Below are 17,049 nucleotides of genomic sequence, written 5' to 3' on the forward strand. Positions count from 1 at the left end.
CGGCAATCCCCCTGTACGCCCACCCCACCCCGAAAGGACTCCCCGTGCGAAGAACCCGCATCCTCACGGCCGTCCTGGCGCTGGCGGCCGGACTGCTCGCGGGCACCCCGCCCGCCCTGGCCGCCGAGCCCGCCGAGCCCGCCGAGCCCGCCGCTCAGGCCGTGTCGATCACGGCCGACACCTACACCTGGAAGAACGCCCGGATCGACGGCGGCGGATTCGTCCCCGGCATCGTCTTCAACCGCAGCGAGGCCGACCTCGCCTACGCCCGCACCGACATCGGCGGCGCCTACCGCTGGGTGCAGTCCTCGAAGACCTGGACGCCGCTGCTGGACTCGGTCGGCTGGGACGACTGGGGCCACACCGGCGTGGTCAGCCTCGCCTCCGACTCGGTGGACCCCAACCGGGTCTACGCGGCCGTCGGCACCTACACCAACAGCTGGGACCCGGGCAACGGCGCCGTGCTGCGCTCCGCCGACCGGGGCGCCACCTGGCAGAAGGCGAACCTGCCGTTCAAGCTCGGCGGCAACATGCCGGGCCGGGGCATGGGCGAGCGGCTCGCGGTCGACCCGAACCGCAACAGCGTGCTGTACCTGGGCGCGCCGAGCGGCAAGGGTCTGTGGCGGTCGACGGACTCCGGGGCCTCCTGGTCGCAGGTGACGAACTTCCCCAACGTCGGCAACTACGCCCAGGATCCGAGCGACACCAGCGGCTACGCCTCCGACAACCAGGGCATCGTCTGGGTCACCTTCGACGAGTCCACCGGCAGCGCGGGCAGCGCGACCCGGACGGTGTACGTGGGGGTCGCCGACAAGGACAACGCGGTGTACCGCTCGACGGACGCGGGCGCGACCTGGACCCGGCTGGCCGGGCAGCCCACCGGCTACCTGGCCCACAAGGGTGTCCTGGACGCGGAGAACGGCCAGCTGTACCTGTCGTACAGCGACAAGGGCGGCCCGTACGACGGCGGCAAGGGCCAGTTGTGGCGGTACACCACGGCGACGGGCGCCTGGACGAACATCAGCCCGGTGGCGGAGGCCGACACCTACTACGGCTTCAGCGGGCTCACCGTGGACCGGCAGGATCCGGGCACGGTGATGGCGACGGCGTACAGCTCCTGGTGGCCGGACACCCAGATCTTCCGGTCCACCGACTCCGGCGCCACCTGGACGAAGGCGTGGGACTACACCTCGTACCCCAACCGCTCCAACCGCTACACCATGGACGTCTCCTCGTCCCCGTGGCTGACCTGGAACGCCAATCCGGCGCCGCCCGAGCAGACACCGAAGCTCGGCTGGATGACCGAGGCGCTGGAGATCGACCCGTTCGACTCCGACCGGATGATGTACGGCACGGGCGCGACGGTCTACGGCACCGAGAACCTGACCAACTGGGACTCCGGGAGCACCTTCGCCATCAAGCCGATGGTGCAGGGGCTGGAGGAGACGGCAGTCAACGACCTGGCCTCTCCCCCCTCGGGCGCGCCGCTGCTGAGCGCCCTCGGTGACATCGGCGGCTTCCGGCACACGGACCTGACCAAGGTGCCGGCGATGATGTACACCCAGCCGAACTTCACCTCCACCACCAGTCTGGACTTCGCGGAGTCCAACCCGAACACGGTGGTCCGGGCCGGGAACCTCGACTCGGGCCCGCACATCGCGTTCTCCACGGACAACGGCGCCAACTGGTTCGCGGGCACCGACCCCTCGGGCGTCAGCGGCGGCGGCACGGTCGCCGCGGCGGCCGACGGCAGCCGCTTCGTGTGGAGCCCGCAGGGCGCGGGGGTCCACCACACCACCGGGTTCGGCACCTCGTGGTCGGCGTCGACGGGTATCCCGGCGGGCGCGGTCGTGGAGTCCGACCGGGTCGACCCGAAGGTCTTCTACGGCTTCAAGTCCGGCAAGTTCTACGTCAGTTCGGACGGCGGGGCGACCTTCACCGCCTCGGCCGCGACCGGGCTGCCGAGCGGCGACAGCGTCCGCTTCAAGGCTCTGCCCGGCGTCAAGGGCGATGTCTGGCTGGCGGGCGGGGCGACCGACGGCGCGTACGGGCTGTGGCACTCCACCGACGGCGGGGCGAGCTTCACCAAGCTCTCGGGCGTCGACCAGGCCGACACCATCGGCTTCGGCAAGGCGGCGCCGAACGCCTCCTACCAGACGCTGTACACCAGCGCGAAGATCGGCGGGGTGCGCGGCGTCTTCCGCTCCACCGACAAGGGTGCGACCTGGACCCGCATCAACGACGACGCCCACCAGTGGGGCTGGACGGGCGCGGCGATCACCGGCGACCCGAGGGTCTACGGCCGCGTCTACGTCGCCACGAACGGCCGGGGCGTCATCTACGGCGACTCCTCCGACGGGGGCGGCACCGATCCCGGTCCCGACCCGACGCCGACCGGCGCCTGCGCGGTGACGTACCGGATCACCAACCAGTGGCAGGGCGGCTTCCAGGCGGACGTGCAGCTGACCAACACCGGTTCCGCCGCCTGGTCCGGCTGGACGCTGAACTGGTCCTTCCCCAGCGGTCAGACCATCGGCCAGATCTGGAACGCCGAGCGCACCCAGTCGGGCGCGGCGGTCACGGCGAAGAACGTCGGCTGGAACGCCAACGTGGCGGCGGGCGCCTCGGTGAGCTTCGGCTTCACCGGCACATGGTCGGGCACGAACGGAAAACCGACCGCGTTCAAGGCCGGCGACCAGAACTGCGCGGTGAGCTGAGCCGGAACGGTTCGAGGGGCGCGTGCCGCGGGGCGGCGCGCGCCCTTCGCCGTGCCGGTCGGGGCACGGGCAGCCGCATGGCCTCCCGTGGGGAGCCGGGAGGTGCGGCGGGCCGACGCGGCGGGGCCCGGGTGGGGCCTCACCTGGGGAAGGGTGGGCCCGCGCGATCAACGATGCACCAGATTTCGGCCACTGGATAGATGCGTGACCGAAAACCGCGTCAGCCTCCTCTCGGGCCCCGGACACACGATCGCCCCGGTCTCCGTGCGGAGGCCGGGGCGAGGTGCGCGGTGCGCGGGACTCAGGGGGTGTAGACCGAGGGCCGGGGGGCCGTCGCCATGCCGTTGCCGAGGAAGAAGCTCGGGTGCGGGGGCTGGTTGTAGGCGGTGTTCTGCCAGGCCAGGCCCGTGCGGTACATCGTGTCGTGGAGCAGGGTGGTGATCTTGGTGTTCGTCTCGTACGGGGTCGAGTAGATTCTCAGGGCCGTGTTGTCGGTGGTGGGCCAGATGACCTCCTCGCGCCAGTCGCCGAGGATGTCGCCGGCCAGCGACGGGGTCGCCTTGGTGCCGTTGTTGGAGTGGACCGAGGACGCGGTCAGCAGCCGGGTGTCCGAGGAGGTGCCGTACTTGTCGATCCGGGTGCCGTCCAGGAGTTCGCGGACGGTGTCGCCGTCCCACCAGGACAGGAAGTTCACCGAGGACGGTTCGCGGCCCTTGGTGGCGCCGGACTCGTCCCGGACGGATGTGTCCGAGGCCGACCAGACCTCGGCGCCGTCGTTCCCGGCCCACACGTCACCGGCGACGCCGCGGCCGTTGTCGCAGCAGGCGGAGAGCTTCCAGCGGACCGCCCCGTTGGCGGGGTTGAGGTACAGCTCGGCGGGTTGCGAGGAGGACTCGGAGACCTTGAAGTACTCCAGGCCCGCACTCGACGGGTCGAGGTCGCCGAGGTGCTGGGCGTCGCCGTGGCCGGTCTTCGCGGTCCACAGGCCGGCGCCGTTGTCGTCGATGGCCATGGAGCCGTAGACGATCTCGTCCCTGCCGTCGTTGTCGACGTCGCCGACGGACAGGCTGTGCGAGCCCTGGCCGTCGTAGCCCTTGCCGGAGTTGGTGGAGGAGTTGGTGTCGAAGGTCCAGCGCCGGGTGAAGGCCCCGCCGCGCCAGTCCCAGGCCGCCACCACGGTCCGGGTGTAGTAGCCGCGCGCCATGATCAGCGAGGGGCGGGAGCCGTCCAGGTAGGCGGTGCCCGCCAGGAAGCGGTCGACCCGGTTGCCGTAGGAGTCGCCCCAGGAGGACACCGTGCCGCGCGCCGGGACGTAGTCGACGGTGCCCATCGCCCGGCCCGTCTGCCCGTTGAACATGGTCAGGTACTCGGGGCCGGAGAGCACATAGCCGCTGGAGTTGCGGTAGTCGGCCGAGGAGTTGCCGATGACCGCCCCCGTGCCGTCGACGGTGGCGTCGGCGGTCTTCATGGCGACCTCCGCCTTCCGGTCGCCGTCGTAGTCGTAGACCTGGAACTGCGTGTAGTGGGCGCCGGAGCGGATGTTGCGGCCGAGGTCGATCCGCCACAGCCGGGTGCCGTCGAGCTTGATGCCGTCGACGATGGTGTTGCCGGTGTAGCCGGACTGGGAGTTGTCCTTGGCGTTGGTGGGCTGCCACTTCAGCACCAGGTCGACGGCGCCGTCGCCGTCGAGGTCGCCGACGGAGGCGTCGTTGGCCTCGTAGGTGAAGGCCACCCCGTCGGGTGTGGTGCCGCCGGACGGCGGGGAGACGGGGACGTCCTTGTATCCGCCGCGGAACTGGATCGCGTGGACGGAGTCGCCCTGTTCCACACCGCCCACGACCGCGCGGACCGTGTAGTCGGCGGTGGCGGGGGCGCCGGAGTGGAAGTAGTTGGTGGAGCCGGTCACCGGGGTCGAGTTGACCTTGGTGCCGGCGCGGTAGACGTTGAAGGAGACGCTGTCGGGGTCGGTACCGAGCCAGCGCCAGCTGACCAGGTTGCCGCTGCCGGTGTAGACGCTGACCACGCCCCGGTCGAGGGCCTCGACCTGGCGTGCGGTGGCGGCCTCGGCGGTGCCGGCGCCGCCGAGCGCGGTCAGGCCGGCGCCGAGGAGAGCGGCCGCCGCGCCGAGCGCGGACAGCACGATGCGGTGCCTGCGGGGTCTGCGGTGCGGGTGCGGGTGCGGGTGCTGCACGAGACGTACCTCCCGGGAGGACGGACGGATTCCGTTACCCCTCAGTGGCCGCCGTCCGCCGCGAAGTTGCCGTACTTCTCGGCCAGTTCGCGGACGGTCCGGGCGATCATCGCGCGCAGTGCGGCCGGCCGGAGCACCTCGACGTCCGCGCCCAGACGCAGGAACTCCCCGTGGGCGTGGTCGACGGACTCGATGGGGACGACGGCCCGGGTCCAGCCGTCCGGTTCGGTGCCGAGCGTCCGGGCCCGGGGCAGGGTCCGTCCGGGTGCCAGCCTCACCTCGGCCTCGTCGCGGTGCAGACGGGCGAGGAAGTCCCGCTGGTACGCCGTCCAGTGGGCGACCAGGTCGAAGTCCGGCGGACGCTCGAACTCCTCGTCGCAGGGCAGCAGTTCGAGGATCTGGTCGACGCGGAAGGTACGCGGCCCCGGTCCCGCGACGACGTACCAGCGGCCCGCCTTGAGGACCAGGCCGTACGGTTCGAGCCGACGCTCCACGTCGGTGGGTTCGCGCCAGCGGCGGTAACGCACCTTCAGGACCCGGTTGTTCCACACCGCGCCGGCGACCGCCGGGAGGAACGGGGTCTCGTCGGCGTCGGTGTACCAGCCGGGCGCGTCGAGGTGGAAGCGGGCGCTGATCCGGTCGGCCGGCGCCGGGAGCGCGGCCCGCACCTTCAGCTCGGCGGCGGCGAGCAGCGGGCCGAGGCCCAGTTCGGCGGCGGGCCCGGGCACACCCGCGAGGAACAGCGCCTCGGCCTCGTCGGCGGTCAGCCCGGTGAGCCGGGTGCGGTAGCCGTCCAGCAGCCGGTAGCCGCCGGCGTGCCCGGCGTCGCCGTACAGGGGCACTCCGGCCGCGCCCAGCGCCTCCATGTCCCGGTAGACCGTGCGCACGGAGACCTCCAGCTCCTCGGCGAGCCGGGCGGCGGTCATCCGGCCCCGGGTCTGGAGCAGCAGCAGGATCGAGACGAGACGGCTGGACTTCACTGACAGAGGATGTCAGTGAAGCGGTCCTAACGTCACGCCATGCCCTTCACGGAGAAACTGCTGACCGTGCCGCCGCCCATCGAGGTGGCGGGCCGCCGGATCAAGCGCTACCACGTCACCGCCGACCCCGACGGCATCGCCCCGGAGGTGGCCCGGGCGGCGTACGCGTTCCTGCCGGAGCTGCTGCCGGAGCCCGACGGCACGCCCGCGGCGACCTTCGTCGTACTGCACCGCGGCGGCGACGACGGCGCCTACCTCAACGCCTACAGCTGGGTGTGGGACAACGTGCTGCACTTCCGGGGCGGGGCGGCGGGCCAGCCGGTGCTCGGCTGCCCGGACCGGGACCCGGCTCACTTCGTGGCGCCCGGCATGCCGTGGATCGGCTGCGTCTGGGAGCTGCCGCCGATCCAGCACGAACGGGACGCCTGGGTACGGCACATGCTGGCCCCCGAGACCCCCGACCTGGAGGCCTACCTGGCGGACTCCCTGCCCGAGGGAACGACGGGGGACCGGCGATGAGCGGCGCGCGCGACCTGCGGCTCCCTGCCCGCAGGAACCAAGAGGACCCGCCGATGAACACCGCGCACGCCTTCGGCCTCCGGCCCGACGGAACCACGGGGGACCGCCCATGAGTACCCCGCACGACTTCGACTTCCTGCACGGCGAGTGGGAGGTCCGCCACCGTCGCCGCACCGCCTTCCTCGACCCGAACAGTGCGTGGGAGGAGTTCCCGAGCACCAGTCGCTGTCTGCCGCTGTTCGACGGCGCCGCGAACGTCGACGAGATCGACATGCCGCATCTGGGCTACAAGGGGCTCACCCTGCGCCTGTTCGACGTGGAGACGCGGCAGTGGTCCCTGAACTGGGCTGCGAGCAGCAGCGGCAGGCTGTTCCCGCCGGTCACCGGCGGCTTCGAGGGCGGCCGCGGGGAGTTCCACGGCACCGACACCTACGCCGGCGAGGACGTACTGGTCCGGTTCGTGTGGTCGGGGATCTCCGCGACCACGGCCCGCTGGGAGCAGGCGTTCTCCACCGACGGCGGGGCCGGCTGGCTGATCAACTGGGTCATGGAGTTCACCCGGGCCTGTGGAAGGCCCGCAGGCTGAACACCGGGTCGGGGCGGCGGCGGTCGGGGTCGGGGAGCGCCTCCAGAGCGGCGGCGAAGTCCTCGGTGAGGGGGGCGCCCGGGGGCAGCTGGGTGAACCAGCCGCGCCGCAGGTCGGCCGCGGTGCCACGGGGGCTGCGCCCCTGGCCGAGGCCGGTGAAGGAGGCGCGGCCCGCCGGGCGCAGGCCGTGCTCGGCGGCGCGGGCCTCGACCCGGGCCGCCGCGTCCGGTGCCGCCCGGCGGGGGCGCGGTTCCAGTACGGCGTCTATGTCGCTGCCGACGTCGTGGGAGGCGGCCTTGTCGACGGTGGTCACATAGACCCCGCCCGGCCGCAGCACCCGGGCGCACTCGGCGACGACGGCGCCCATGTCGTCGCCGCGGTCCAGCAGATGCAGCAGCCACACGCTGGTCACCGCGTCGAACGAGGCGTCCGGGAAGGGCAGCCGACGGCTGTCGGCGAGCACCACGGCGCCGGGCAGCCGGGCGGCGGCCATCCGGGCCATGGCGTGGGTGAGGTCGGCGCCGGTGACCCGCAGGCCGGGGCGGGCGGCGGCGAGCCGCCGGGTGACGATGCCGGTGCCGCAGGCGACGTCGAGGAGGCGGCGGGCGCCGTGCGGGATCAGCCCGAGGACGGCCCCGGCCGCCGCCTCGGCGCGGGGCTCGCCGCCGCGGGAGGCGTCGTAGACGTCGGCTTCCTTGTCGTAGTCGAGCACGGGTCCCTCACTCGGCCCCGTGTCCCGCGGCGATCCCCTCCACACGGCGGGCCAGCTCGAAGTCCTTCTCGGTGACCGCGCCGCCCGCGCTGTGCGTGTTCACGGTGAGGGAGACGGTGTTGTAGCCGAGGACGAGGTCGGAGTGGTGGTCGAGCTCGTCCTGCACCCGGGCGACGTGGACCACCAGCGCGGCGGCCGCGAAGTGGGAGGGGAGCCGGTAGACGCGGGCGATGCGGTCCCCGTCGAGCGACCAGCCCGGCAGTTCGGCGAGGCGCTCCTCGATCTCCTTGTGCGACAGCGGTTCAACGGCCATGCACGGCTCCTCGGGTGGCTGCGGGCTTCCTCCCAGCGTGCCACAACCGGCCCGCCGAAGCCCTGGTCAGCAGGGGGGTTTCCCGCGGGTGGCGGCTCTTCGTCTACGGTCGTCGTATGACCGTCACCTCCGCCGACCGCGGCGTCGGCCCCCTGCTGCGTGCCTGGCGGACCCGGCGCCGGGTGAGTCAGCTGGAGCTGGCCCTGCGCGCCGACTCCTCGGCCCGGCACATCAGCTTCATCGAGACCGGCCGCTCCCGGCCGAGCGAGGAGATGGTGCTGCGGCTCGCCGAGCACCTGGAGGTGCCGGTCAGGGAGCGCAACGCCCTTCTCCTGGCGGCGGGTTACGCCCCGCGCTACCGGGAGACGCCGCTGGACGACCCGGCGCTGGACGCCGTGCGCACCGGCATGGAGCGGCTGATCCAGGGCTACGAGCCGTACCCGGCGATCGTGGTGGACGCCAGGTACGACGTCCTCGCGGCCAACCGGGGCATCCTGATGCTGCTGGACGGCATACCCGACCACCTCCTCGCCCCGCCGCTGAACGCGATGCGGCTGACCCTGCACCCGGAAGGGCTCGCACCGCGCATCCGCAACCTGCGCGAGTGGCGGGGGCACCTGCTGGAGCAGATGCGGAGGCAGATCGCCCTGCACCGCTCCGAACCGCTGCGCGCGCTGTACGAGGAGGTGGCGGCGTACCCGGTGCCCGAGGAGGACGACGAGGGCACGGACGGGGAACCGGCCGAGCCGGTGGCGTACTTCGCGCTGCCGCTGCGGATCGAGCACGCGGGCCGGACGCTGTCCTTCGTCTCCTCCATCTCCACGTTCAACACGCCGATGGACGTGACCGTGGCCGAGCTGGCCATCGAGACGCTGCTCCCGGCCGACCCGGCGACGGTCAAGTACCTTCAGTCCATGCTGCCCTGACGGGCTTTCAGCGCGATGTGCTGGAGGGCGGCGAAGCCGGCCACGGTGAGCGCCTGGAGCACCGTCCACACCGCGCCGGCCGCCGTGGGCGACAGCCACACGGCCAGGGCCAGCAGACTCAGGCCGGCCCAGGCGAAGTTGGCCTCGATCACGATCCGCACCCCGAGCGCGGCCGGCCGGGCCCGGGCGGCGAGCAGGCCGACGGCGCCCGCGTAGACGGCGAGGAAGACGCCGAGGGCGAGCAGCAGCCCCCGGTCGACGCCGAGGAGCCGCCCGAGCGGGCCGGAGGCGGCCAGGTAGGCGAGGGCGTTGGCGCCGGTCACGGCGGCGTCCAGGACCAGGAACCGGCGCAGCGCGGTCCGCGGGTCGGAAGTACGGGCGAGCGCGGTGAGCTGGGTCGCGGACATGGGATCCCTCCGTCGGGTCGGGAGTACGGCAGCGGAACCCGGGGCCCGGATCGGAGTGCGCCGACCCGGAACCCGGTGACCCGACTTTCGCGCACCCGGCCCGACCTGGTCGATTACCTCCCGGGTCATGGCGGGCACGGACAGTGGCGAGCGACTCACCCTCGAACAGGTGAGCCGGGAAGCGGAACGTGGCACACTGCACGGGTACTTCGGCGCGTAGGGGAGGGCGTGGCGTGAGTGAGCGGCGGCCTGCGCCGACCGTGGGCCAGGTGGTACTCGGCAAACGGTTGCAGGAACTGCGGGAGGCGGCCGGGCTCAAGCGCGAGGAGGCCGCGAAGGTCCTGCGCGTGGCCTCGGCGACGGTACGGCGGATGGAGATGGCCGAGGTCTCCCTGAAGATCCCCTACGTGCAGGTGCTGCTGGACACCTACGGGGTGGCCGAGCAGGAGGCGACGGCGTTCGTGTCGCTGGCCGAGGAGGCGAACCAGCCGGGCTGGTGGCAGCGCTACCACGACGTGCTGCCGGACTGGTTCAGCCTGTACGTGAGCCTCGAGGGCGCCGCGCGGATGATCCGCTCCTACGAACCGCACTTCGTGCCGGGCCTGTTGCAGACCGAGGAGTACGCGCGGGCCGTGCTGGAGGCCGGGACGATCGGGCAGACGGGGCCGGAGAGCATCGAGCGCCATGTGGCGCTGCGCATGGAGCGGCAGAACCTGCTGGAGCGGCCGGACCGCCCGCACCTGTGGGTGATCATGGACGAGACGGTGCTGCGGCGGCCGGTGAGCGACCACCACTCGGTGATGCGCGGGCAGCTCGACAGGCTCCTGGAGATCGCCGAGATGGAGCGGCTCACGCTCCAGATCGCGGAGTTCGCGCGCGGCCCCCACCCGGGCACCTACGCGCCGTTCACGCTGTTCCGGTTCGCCGAGCCCGAACTGCCGGACATGGTCTTCACCGAGTACCTGACCGGCGCCCTGTACCTGGACTCCCGTACCGAGGTCGCGGCCCATCTGGAGGTGCTGGACCACATGTCCACCAGTGCCGCCTCCGCCGACCGCACCAGGAAGCTCCTGCGGGACCGGCGCGCGGACTTCTAGGCGCCGGCGCCCACTCCCCCTCCCCTGACCCGTACGGGCGCCGTCAGCGGGTGCGCTCCCCCGCTCCGCCCTAGGTTCGAAAGCACGGGCCAGCAAGGGAGCGCATGTGACGGACACCCGGACTCCGCCCACCGAGCCCGGTGCGGCGCTGCTGACGGCCGGACGGTTCTTCCGGCCCGGCACGACCGCCCCCGACCTGCACAGCATCGGCCTGGTCGGAGGCCGGGAGGCCGACGCCTTCTACCGCGACCGCTGGAGCCACGACAAGGTCGTGAACTCCACGCACGGGGTGAACTGCACCGGTTCGTGCCGCTGGAAGGTGTACGTCAAGGACGGCATCATCACCTGGGAGACCCAGGAGACGGACTACCCGAGCGTCGGCCCCGACCGGCCCGAGTACGAGCCCCGGGGCTGTCCCCGCGGGGCCGCCTTCTCCTGGTACACCTACTCGCCCACCCGGGTGCGCCACCCGTACGTACGGGGCGTGCTGCTGGAGCTGTACCGGGAGGCCAAAGCGCGGCTGAAGGACCCCGTGCTGGCCTGGGCCGACATCCAGGACGACCCCGAGCGCCGGCGCCGCTACCAGCGGGCCCGCGGCAAGGGCGGCCTGGTGCGGGCGAGCTGGGACGAGGCCGTGGAGATCGTGGCCGCCGCGCACGTCCACACCATCAGGACGTACGGCCCGGACCGGATCGCCGGGTTCTCCCCCATCCCCGCGATGTCGATGGTGTCGCACGCGGCGGGCGCCCGCTTCCACTCCCTGATCGGCGCCCCCATGCTGTCGTTCTACGACTGGTACGCGGACCTGCCCGTCGCCTCCCCGCAGGTCTTCGGCGACCAGACCGACGTCCCCGAGTCGGGCGACTGGTGGGACGCGGCGTACCTGATGATGTGGGGCTCGAACGTCCCCGTCACCCGTACCCCGGACGCGCACTGGATGGCGGAGGCCCGCTACCGGGGCCAGAAGGTCGTCGTGGTCGCCCCCGACTACGCCGACAACGCCAAGTTCGCCGACGAGTGGCTGCACCCGCACCCCGGCACGGACGGGGCGCTGGCCCTGGCGATGGGGCATGTGGTCCTCAAGGAGTTCTTCGTCGACCGCCGGACGCCGTTCTTCACCGACTACGTCAAGCGCTTCACCGACCTGCCGTTCCTGGTGTCGCTCACCGAACGGGACGGCGCGTACGTGCCGGGGAAGTTCCTGCGCGCCGCCGACCTGGGCATGCGCGGGGAGGGCGCGGAGTGGAAGACGGTCGTCCTGGACGAGGTGACCGGCCGCGCGGTCGTCCCGAAGGGCTCGCTGGGCTTCCGCTGGACGGAGTCCGGCCGGGGCGACTGGAACCTCGACCTCGGGGACATCGACCCGCGGCTGAGTCTGCACGGCGAGGCGGTCTCGACCGGGGTGGAGGTGCTGCTGCCCCGCTTCGACACCGAGGGCGGACCGCACGGACAGGGCCGCGGCGAGGTGCTGCGCCGGGGTGTCCCCGCCACCCGTCTCGGCGGGGCGGACGGGCCGCTGGTGACGACGGTGTTCGACCTGCTGCTCGCCCAGTACGGGGTGTCCCGGGCGAGGCTGCCCGGTGACTGGCCGGCCTCCTACGAGGACGCCGGATCACCCGGCACGCCCGCCTGGCAGGAGGCGCACACCTCCGTCCCCGCGGACCGGTGCGTACGGATCGCCCGGGAGTTCGCCCGCACCGCCGAGCGGTCCGAGGGCCGCTGCATGATCCTGATGGGCGCCGGGACGAACCACTGGTTCCACTCCGAGACGATCTACCGCGCCTTCCTCGCCCTGCTCCAGCTCACCGGCTGCCAGGGCCGCAACGGCGGCGGCTGGGCGCACTACGTGGGGCAGGAGAAGTGCCGCCCGTCGACCGGCTGGGCGACCCTGGCCGCCGCCTCCGACTGGTCCCGCCCGCCCCGCCAGATGATCGGCACCGCCTACTGGTTCCTCAACACCGACCAGTGGCGCTACGACCGGTTCGGCGCGGACGTCCTCGCCTCGCCGCTCGGCGAGGGCCGGTTCACCGGGATGACGGGCGCGGACTGTCTGGCGCTGTCGGCGCGCGCGGGGTGGATGCCGTCGTATCCGACCTTCGACCGCAATCCGCTACGGCTCGGCGAGGCGTTCGGCGATCCGGTGGCCCGGGCGGTGGCCGAACTGCGGGCGGGCACCCTGAAGTTCGCCTGCGAGGACCCCGACGCGCCGGAGAACTGGCCGCGGGTGCTCACCCTGTGGCGGGCCAACCTGCTGGGCTCGTCGGCGAAGGGCGCGGAGTACTTCACCAAGCACCTGCTGGGCACCCAGTCCTCGCTGCGCGCCGAGGAGGCGGCGCCCGGTGAGCGGCCGCGTGACGTGACCTGGCGGCCGGAGGCCCCCGAGGGGAAGCTCGACCTGCTGCTGTCGCTGGACTTCCGGCAGACCTCCTCCACCCTGCTCTCCGACGTCGTCCTCCCCGCCGCGACCTGGTACGAGAAGCACGACCTGTCCAGCACGGACATGCACCCCTATGTGCACTCCTTCACCCCGGCCGTCGACCCGCCCTGGCAGGCACGGACCGACTTCGACACCTTCAAGGCGCTCGCCGAGCGGCTGAGCGAACTCGCCGAGGGCCATCTGGGGGTGTGCAAGGACCTGGTGGCCACCCCGCTCCAGCACGACACCCCGGGCGAGACCGCGCAGCCCGGCGGCGTCGTACGGGACTGGCGGCGCGGCGAGTGCGACCCCGTGCCCGGCGCCACGATGCCGAACCTGACCGTGGTGGAGCGCGACTACACCCTGATCGGCGCGAAGTTCTCGGCCCTCGGGCCCCTCGTGGAGGAGCTGGGACTGCCCGCCAAGGGCATCGTGCTGAAGCCGGACGACGAGGTGGAGCACCTGCGCCGGCTCAACGGCGCCTCCGCCGAGGGCCGTCCGCTGCTGGACACGGCGGTGAAGGCCGCCAACACGATCCTCGCCCTCTCCGGCACCACCAACGGCCGCCTGGCCACCCAGGGTTTCCGCACCCTGGAGGCGCGGACCGGGCGGGAGATGGCGCATCTGGCCGCCGAGCACGAGGGCCGGCGCGTCACCTACGCCGACACCCAGGCGGCCCCGCAGCCGGTGATCACCTCGCCGGAGTGGTCGGGCAGCGAGTCCGGCGGGCGCCGCTACACGGCGTTCACGCTCAACACCGAGCAGCTCAAGCCCTGGCACACCCTCACCGGGCGCCAGCACTTCTTCCTGGACCACGACTGGATCCACGAGCTGGGCGAGGCGCTGCCGGTGTACCGGCCGCCGCTGGACATGCACCGGCTGTTCGGCGAACCGCGCCTCGGGCCGGACGGGGGCGCGGAGGTGACGGTCCGTTACCTCACTCCGCACAACAAGTGGTCCATCCACTCCGAGTACCAGGACAACCTGTTCATGCTGGCGCTCTCCCGGGGCGGCCAGAACATCTGGATGTCGCCCGTGGACGCGGAGGCGATCGGCGTCGGGGACGACGACTGGGTCGAGGCCGTGAACCGCAACGGTGTGGTCGTGGCCCGCGCGGTCGTCTCGCACCGGATGCCGGCCGGCACCGTGTACATGCACCACGCGCAGGAGCGCACGGTGAACGTGCCGAAGGCCGAGGCGACGGGCATGCGCGGGGGCATCCACAACTCCCTGACCCGGCTGATCCTCAAACCGTCCCATCTCATCGGCGGCTACGCCCAGCTGTCGTGGGCGTTCAACTACCTGGGCCCGACGGGCAACCAGCGCGACGAGGTGACGGTGATCCGCCGCCGCGCCCAGGAGGTCGAGTACTGATGCGTCCGATGGCCCAGATCGCCATGGTGATGAACCTCGACAAGTGCATCGGCTGCCACACCTGTTCGGTCACCTGCAAACAGGCGTGGACCAACCGGCAGGGCATGGAGTACGTCTGGTTCAACAACGTCGAGACCCGTCCCGGCCAGGGCTATCCGCGCCGCTACGAGGACCAGGAGCGCTGGCGCGGCGGCTGGGAGCTGAACCGGCGGGGCGCGCTGAGACTGAAGTCGGGCGGACGGCTGCGCAAGCTCGCGGGGATCTTCTCCAATCCCCGGCTGCCCGAGCTGAAGGACTACTACGAGCCGTGGACGTACGAGTACCGCAACCTCACCGACGCCCCGCTCGGCGACGACTATCCGGTGGCCCGGCCGGTCTCCCAGATCGACGGCAAGCCGATGAAGATCGAGTGGTCCTCGAACTGGGACGACAACCTCGCGGGCGCCCCCGCCTACGGCGACCTCGACCCGATGGTGGAGCGCACCCGCAGACAGGCGTCGGACGCGGTGCGGTTCGAGTTCGAGCAGACCTTCATGTTCTATCTGCCGCGCATCTGCGAGCACTGCCTCAACCCGTCCTGTGTGGCCTCGTGTCCCTCGGGCGCGATGTACAAGCGGGCGGAGGACGGCATCGTCCTGGTGGACCAGGACGGGTGCCGGGGCTGGCGGATGTGTGTGACGGGATGCCCGTACAAGAAGGTGTACTTCAACCATCGCACCGGCAAGGCGGAGAAGTGCACGCTGTGCTATCCGCGGATCGAGGTCGGTCTGCCGACGGTGTGCTCGGAGACCTGTGTGGGGCGGCTGCGCTATCTCGGCGTGGTGCTCTACGACGCCGACCGGGTGACGGCCGCGGCCTCCGTCGAGGACGACAAGGCGCTGTACGAGGCGCAGTTGGGGGTCTTCCTCGATCCGGAGGACGCCGAGGTGCGGCGGGCCGCGGAGGCGGCGGGGATCCCGCACGACTGGGTGGAGGCGGCCCGCCGCTCGCCGGTGCACGCGCTGATCAGCAGGTACCGGGTGGCGCTGCCGCTGCATCCGGAGTACCGCACGATGCCGATGGTCTGGTACATCCCGCCGCTGTCGCCGGTGGTGGACGCGCTGACCGGGACCGGGCACGACGGCGAGGACGCGGGCAACCTGTTCGGCGCGATCGACACCCTGCGCATCCCGCTGGAGTACCTCGCCGAGGTGTTCACCGCCGGTGACGTCGGCCCGGTGCGGGCCTCGCTGGAGAAGCTCGCGGCGATGCGCGCGCACATGCGCGCCCTCAACCTGGGCGAGAGCCCCGATCCCTCGGTCCCCGCGGCCGTGGGGATGACACCCGGGGAGATCGAGGCGATGTACCGGCTGCTGGCCGTCGCCAAGTACGAGGACCGGTACGTGATCCCGACCGCCGCCGTCGGCGACGCGCGACGCCTTGAGGAGTCCGCGCTGCCCGACGGGTGCAGCCTCGACTACGAAGGCGGGCCCGGCGCGGGCGGCGACGGCCCGTTCGGCCAGGACTCGGGGCGCAAACGGCTGCCGCTGGTGTCGGTGGAGAACTTCCACGCCCTGCGCAGACGCCAGACCACGGACGACGCGGAGGAGACCTGATGCCCTCGGATGCAGTGTTCTACCAGGCGGCGGCGCTCTGCCTGACCTATCCCGACGACGACTTCCGCGCCCGGCTGCCGCTGCTGCGCGAAGCCGCCCCGCAGCTGCGGGAGTTCACCGACCACGCGGCGGCCACCGACGCCGGGGAGCTCCAGGCGCACTATGTGCAGGTCTTCGACTTCAAGAACCGGCACAGCCTGTACCTGAGTTGGTGGCAGGACGGGGACACCCGGCGGCGCGGGATGTCGCTGGTCCGCTTCAAGGACCTCTACCGGGCGCACGGACTGGAGTTCAGCGGGGAGGAACTGCCCGACTTCCTGCCCGCGGTACTGGAGTTCACCTCCCGCACCGGTGACACCGCGCTGCTGGTGGAGCACCGGGCCGCGCTGGAGCAACTGCGCACCCGGCTGACCGACTTCGGCACGCCGTACGCGTCCGTCCTCGACGCGGTGTGCGCCACGCTGCCGCCCGCACGCGCCGGGGCCCGCCGATGACCACACTCCTGTGGGGTGTCCTGCCCTACGTCGTCATCACCCTGCTGGTGGCCGGCCTGATCTGGCGCCACCGCTACGACAAGTACGGCTGGACCAGCCGCTCCTCGCAGCTGTACGAGTCGCGGCTGCTGAACGTCGCCTCGCCCGCCTTCCACTACGGCATCCTCTTCGTGCTGGCCGGACATGTCGTCGGGCTGTTCGTCCCTCAGTCGTGGACGAGCGGCCTGGGCGTGAGCGAGCACACCTACCACCTGTTCTCCCTGTACGGCGGCACCGCGGCCGGCGTCCTCACGGTCGCCGGGATCGCCCTGCTGGTCTACCGCCGCCGCACCCGGTCGCCGGTGTTCCGGGCCACCACCCGCAACGACAAGCTGATGTACCTGGTGCTGGTCGCCGCGATCGTGATGGGCATGGTCGCCAAGCTGACCCACACCTCGGGCGACGGTTACGACTACCGTGACTCCATCGCCCCTTGGACGCGCAGTCTGTTCACCCTCAGCCCCGACATCGACCGGATGAGCGGCGTCCCGGTGCTGTACCAGGTGCACGCGGTGATCGGCATGGTGCTGATCGCGCTGGTGCCGTACACCCGGCTGGTGCACATGTTCAGCGCGCCGGTGCAGTACCTGTTCCGCCCGTACGTGGTCTACCGCAGCCGGGATCCGCGGCAGTTGGGGCCTCGGCCGGAGCGCCGGGGCTGGGAGTCGACTCCCCGGTAGGGG

The 17,049-nt window shown here is 72.0% G+C and carries 14 protein-coding genes; 9 read left to right on the plus strand and 5 right to left on the minus strand.

Annotated elements, in window-relative coordinates:
• The first annotated feature begins 44 nt into the window (after positions 1–44).
• Entirely contained in the window at positions 45–2,717 is a 2,673-nt protein-coding gene (locus ABT296_RS08890) for a cellulose binding domain-containing protein (RefSeq protein ID WP_351924802.1), read from the plus strand.
• A gap of 301 nt (positions 2,718–3,018) precedes the next feature.
• Here the strand turns inward: ABT296_RS08890 and ABT296_RS08895 are convergent, their stop codons facing one another.
• Together ABT296_RS08895 and ABT296_RS08900 are read right to left on the minus strand one after the other, a co-directional pair.
• On the minus strand, positions 3,019–4,908 hold the full coding sequence (locus tag ABT296_RS08895) for a rhamnogalacturonan lyase (protein ID WP_351924804.1): 1,890 nt from the start codon (positions 4,906–4,908) through the stop codon (positions 3,019–3,021).
• 41 nt (positions 4,909–4,949) lie between these two features.
• A complete protein-coding gene (locus ABT296_RS08900; protein ID WP_351924806.1) occupies positions 4,950–5,888 on the minus strand; it encodes a helix-turn-helix transcriptional regulator in 939 nt (312 codons plus the stop codon).
• A gap of 39 nt (positions 5,889–5,927) precedes the next feature.
• Here ABT296_RS08900 and ABT296_RS08905 point away from each other — a divergent pair, with 39 nt between their 5' ends.
• Together ABT296_RS08905 and ABT296_RS08910 are read left to right on the plus strand one after the other, a co-directional pair.
• Entirely contained in the window at positions 5,928–6,407 is a 480-nt protein-coding gene (locus ABT296_RS08905; protein ID WP_351924808.1) for a hypothetical protein, read from the plus strand.
• Positions 6,408–6,516: 109 nt separating this feature from the next.
• Complete coding sequence (locus ABT296_RS08910) at positions 6,517–6,993, plus strand: hypothetical protein (RefSeq protein ID WP_351924810.1); 477 nt, start codon at positions 6,517–6,519, stop codon at positions 6,991–6,993.
• Here ABT296_RS08910 and ABT296_RS08915 read toward each other — a convergent pair.
• Positions 6,962–7,705, minus strand: a complete 744-nt coding sequence (locus ABT296_RS08915; RefSeq protein WP_351924812.1) for a class I SAM-dependent methyltransferase — start codon at positions 7,703–7,705, stop codon at positions 6,962–6,964. The two genes, ABT296_RS08910 and ABT296_RS08915, sit on opposite strands and share 32 nt — an antisense overlap.
• Before the next feature lie 7 nt (positions 7,706–7,712).
• The gene (locus ABT296_RS08920; protein WP_351924814.1) at positions 7,713–8,018 is read right to left on the minus strand and encodes a 4a-hydroxytetrahydrobiopterin dehydratase; all 306 of its coding nucleotides are present in this window, start codon (positions 8,016–8,018) and stop codon (positions 7,713–7,715) included.
• A 116-nt stretch (positions 8,019–8,134) separates the two neighbouring features.
• Between ABT296_RS08920 and ABT296_RS08925 the strand changes: the two genes are divergently transcribed.
• Positions 8,135–8,944 carry a helix-turn-helix domain-containing protein gene (locus ABT296_RS08925; protein ID WP_351924816.1) on the plus strand — a complete coding sequence of 270 codons (810 nt, stop codon included), beginning with the start codon at positions 8,135–8,137 and terminating at the stop codon, positions 8,942–8,944.
• Here ABT296_RS08925 and ABT296_RS08930 read toward each other — a convergent pair.
• Complete coding sequence (locus tag ABT296_RS08930) at positions 8,926–9,351, minus strand: hypothetical protein (RefSeq protein WP_351924818.1); 426 nt, start codon at positions 9,349–9,351, stop codon at positions 8,926–8,928. The two genes, ABT296_RS08925 and ABT296_RS08930, sit on opposite strands and share 19 nt — an antisense overlap.
• Positions 9,352–9,584: 233 nt before the next feature.
• Between ABT296_RS08930 and ABT296_RS08935 the strand changes: the two genes are divergently transcribed.
• The 5 genes from ABT296_RS08935 (at position 9,585) to narI (ending at position 17,046) form a co-directional block, all read left to right on the plus strand.
• Positions 9,585–10,448 (plus strand): Sco1979 family transcriptional regulator, encoded by an 864-nt coding sequence (locus ABT296_RS08935; RefSeq protein WP_351924820.1) that lies wholly within the window; start codon positions 9,585–9,587, stop codon positions 10,446–10,448.
• A gap of 106 nt (positions 10,449–10,554) precedes the next feature.
• A complete protein-coding gene (locus ABT296_RS08940) occupies positions 10,555–14,238 on the plus strand; it encodes a nitrate reductase subunit alpha (RefSeq protein ID WP_351924822.1) in 3,684 nt (1,227 codons plus the stop codon).
• A complete protein-coding gene (gene narH, locus ABT296_RS08945; RefSeq protein ID WP_351924824.1) occupies positions 14,238–15,833 on the plus strand; it encodes a nitrate reductase subunit beta in 1,596 nt (531 codons plus the stop codon). Before ABT296_RS08940 ends, narH begins: the two co-directional genes overlap by 1 nt.
• A complete protein-coding gene (gene narJ / locus ABT296_RS08950; RefSeq protein WP_351924826.1) occupies positions 15,833–16,327 on the plus strand; it encodes a nitrate reductase molybdenum cofactor assembly chaperone in 495 nt (164 codons plus the stop codon). Before narH ends, narJ begins: the two co-directional genes overlap by 1 nt.
• Positions 16,324–17,046: a respiratory nitrate reductase subunit gamma gene (gene narI, locus ABT296_RS08955; RefSeq protein WP_351924828.1), complete on the plus strand. Its 723-nt coding sequence runs from the start codon at positions 16,324–16,326 to the stop codon at positions 17,044–17,046. The genes narJ and narI overlap by 4 nt, the downstream gene beginning before the upstream one ends.
• Positions 17,047–17,049 lie beyond the last annotated feature (3 nt).

The organism is Streptomyces sp. NPDC000983 (assembly GCF_040299205.1).
Classification (GTDB): domain Bacteria; phylum Actinomycetota; class Actinomycetes; order Streptomycetales; family Streptomycetaceae; genus Streptomyces.

Coding starts and splice junctions, on each gene's coding strand:
- ABT296_RS08905 (WP_351924808.1), top strand. CDS start 5,928: ATGCCCTTCACGGAGAAACTGCTGACCGTGCCGCCGCCCATCGAGGTG.
- ABT296_RS08910 (WP_351924810.1), top strand. CDS start 6,517: ATGAGTACCCCGCACGACTTCGACTTCCTGCACGGCGAGTGGGAGGTC.
- ABT296_RS08920 (WP_351924814.1), bottom strand. CDS start 8,018: ATGGCCGTTGAACCGCTGTCGCACAAGGAGATCGAGGAGCGCCTCGCC.
- ABT296_RS08925 (WP_351924816.1), top strand. CDS start 8,135: ATGACCGTCACCTCCGCCGACCGCGGCGTCGGCCCCCTGCTGCGTGCC.
- ABT296_RS08930 (WP_351924818.1), bottom strand. CDS start 9,351: ATGTCCGCGACCCAGCTCACCGCGCTCGCCCGTACTTCCGACCCGCGG.
- narH (WP_351924824.1), top strand. CDS start 14,238: ATGCGTCCGATGGCCCAGATCGCCATGGTGATGAACCTCGACAAGTGC.
- narJ (WP_351924826.1), top strand. CDS start 15,833: ATGCCCTCGGATGCAGTGTTCTACCAGGCGGCGGCGCTCTGCCTGACC.
- narI (WP_351924828.1), top strand. CDS start 16,324: ATGACCACACTCCTGTGGGGTGTCCTGCCCTACGTCGTCATCACCCTG.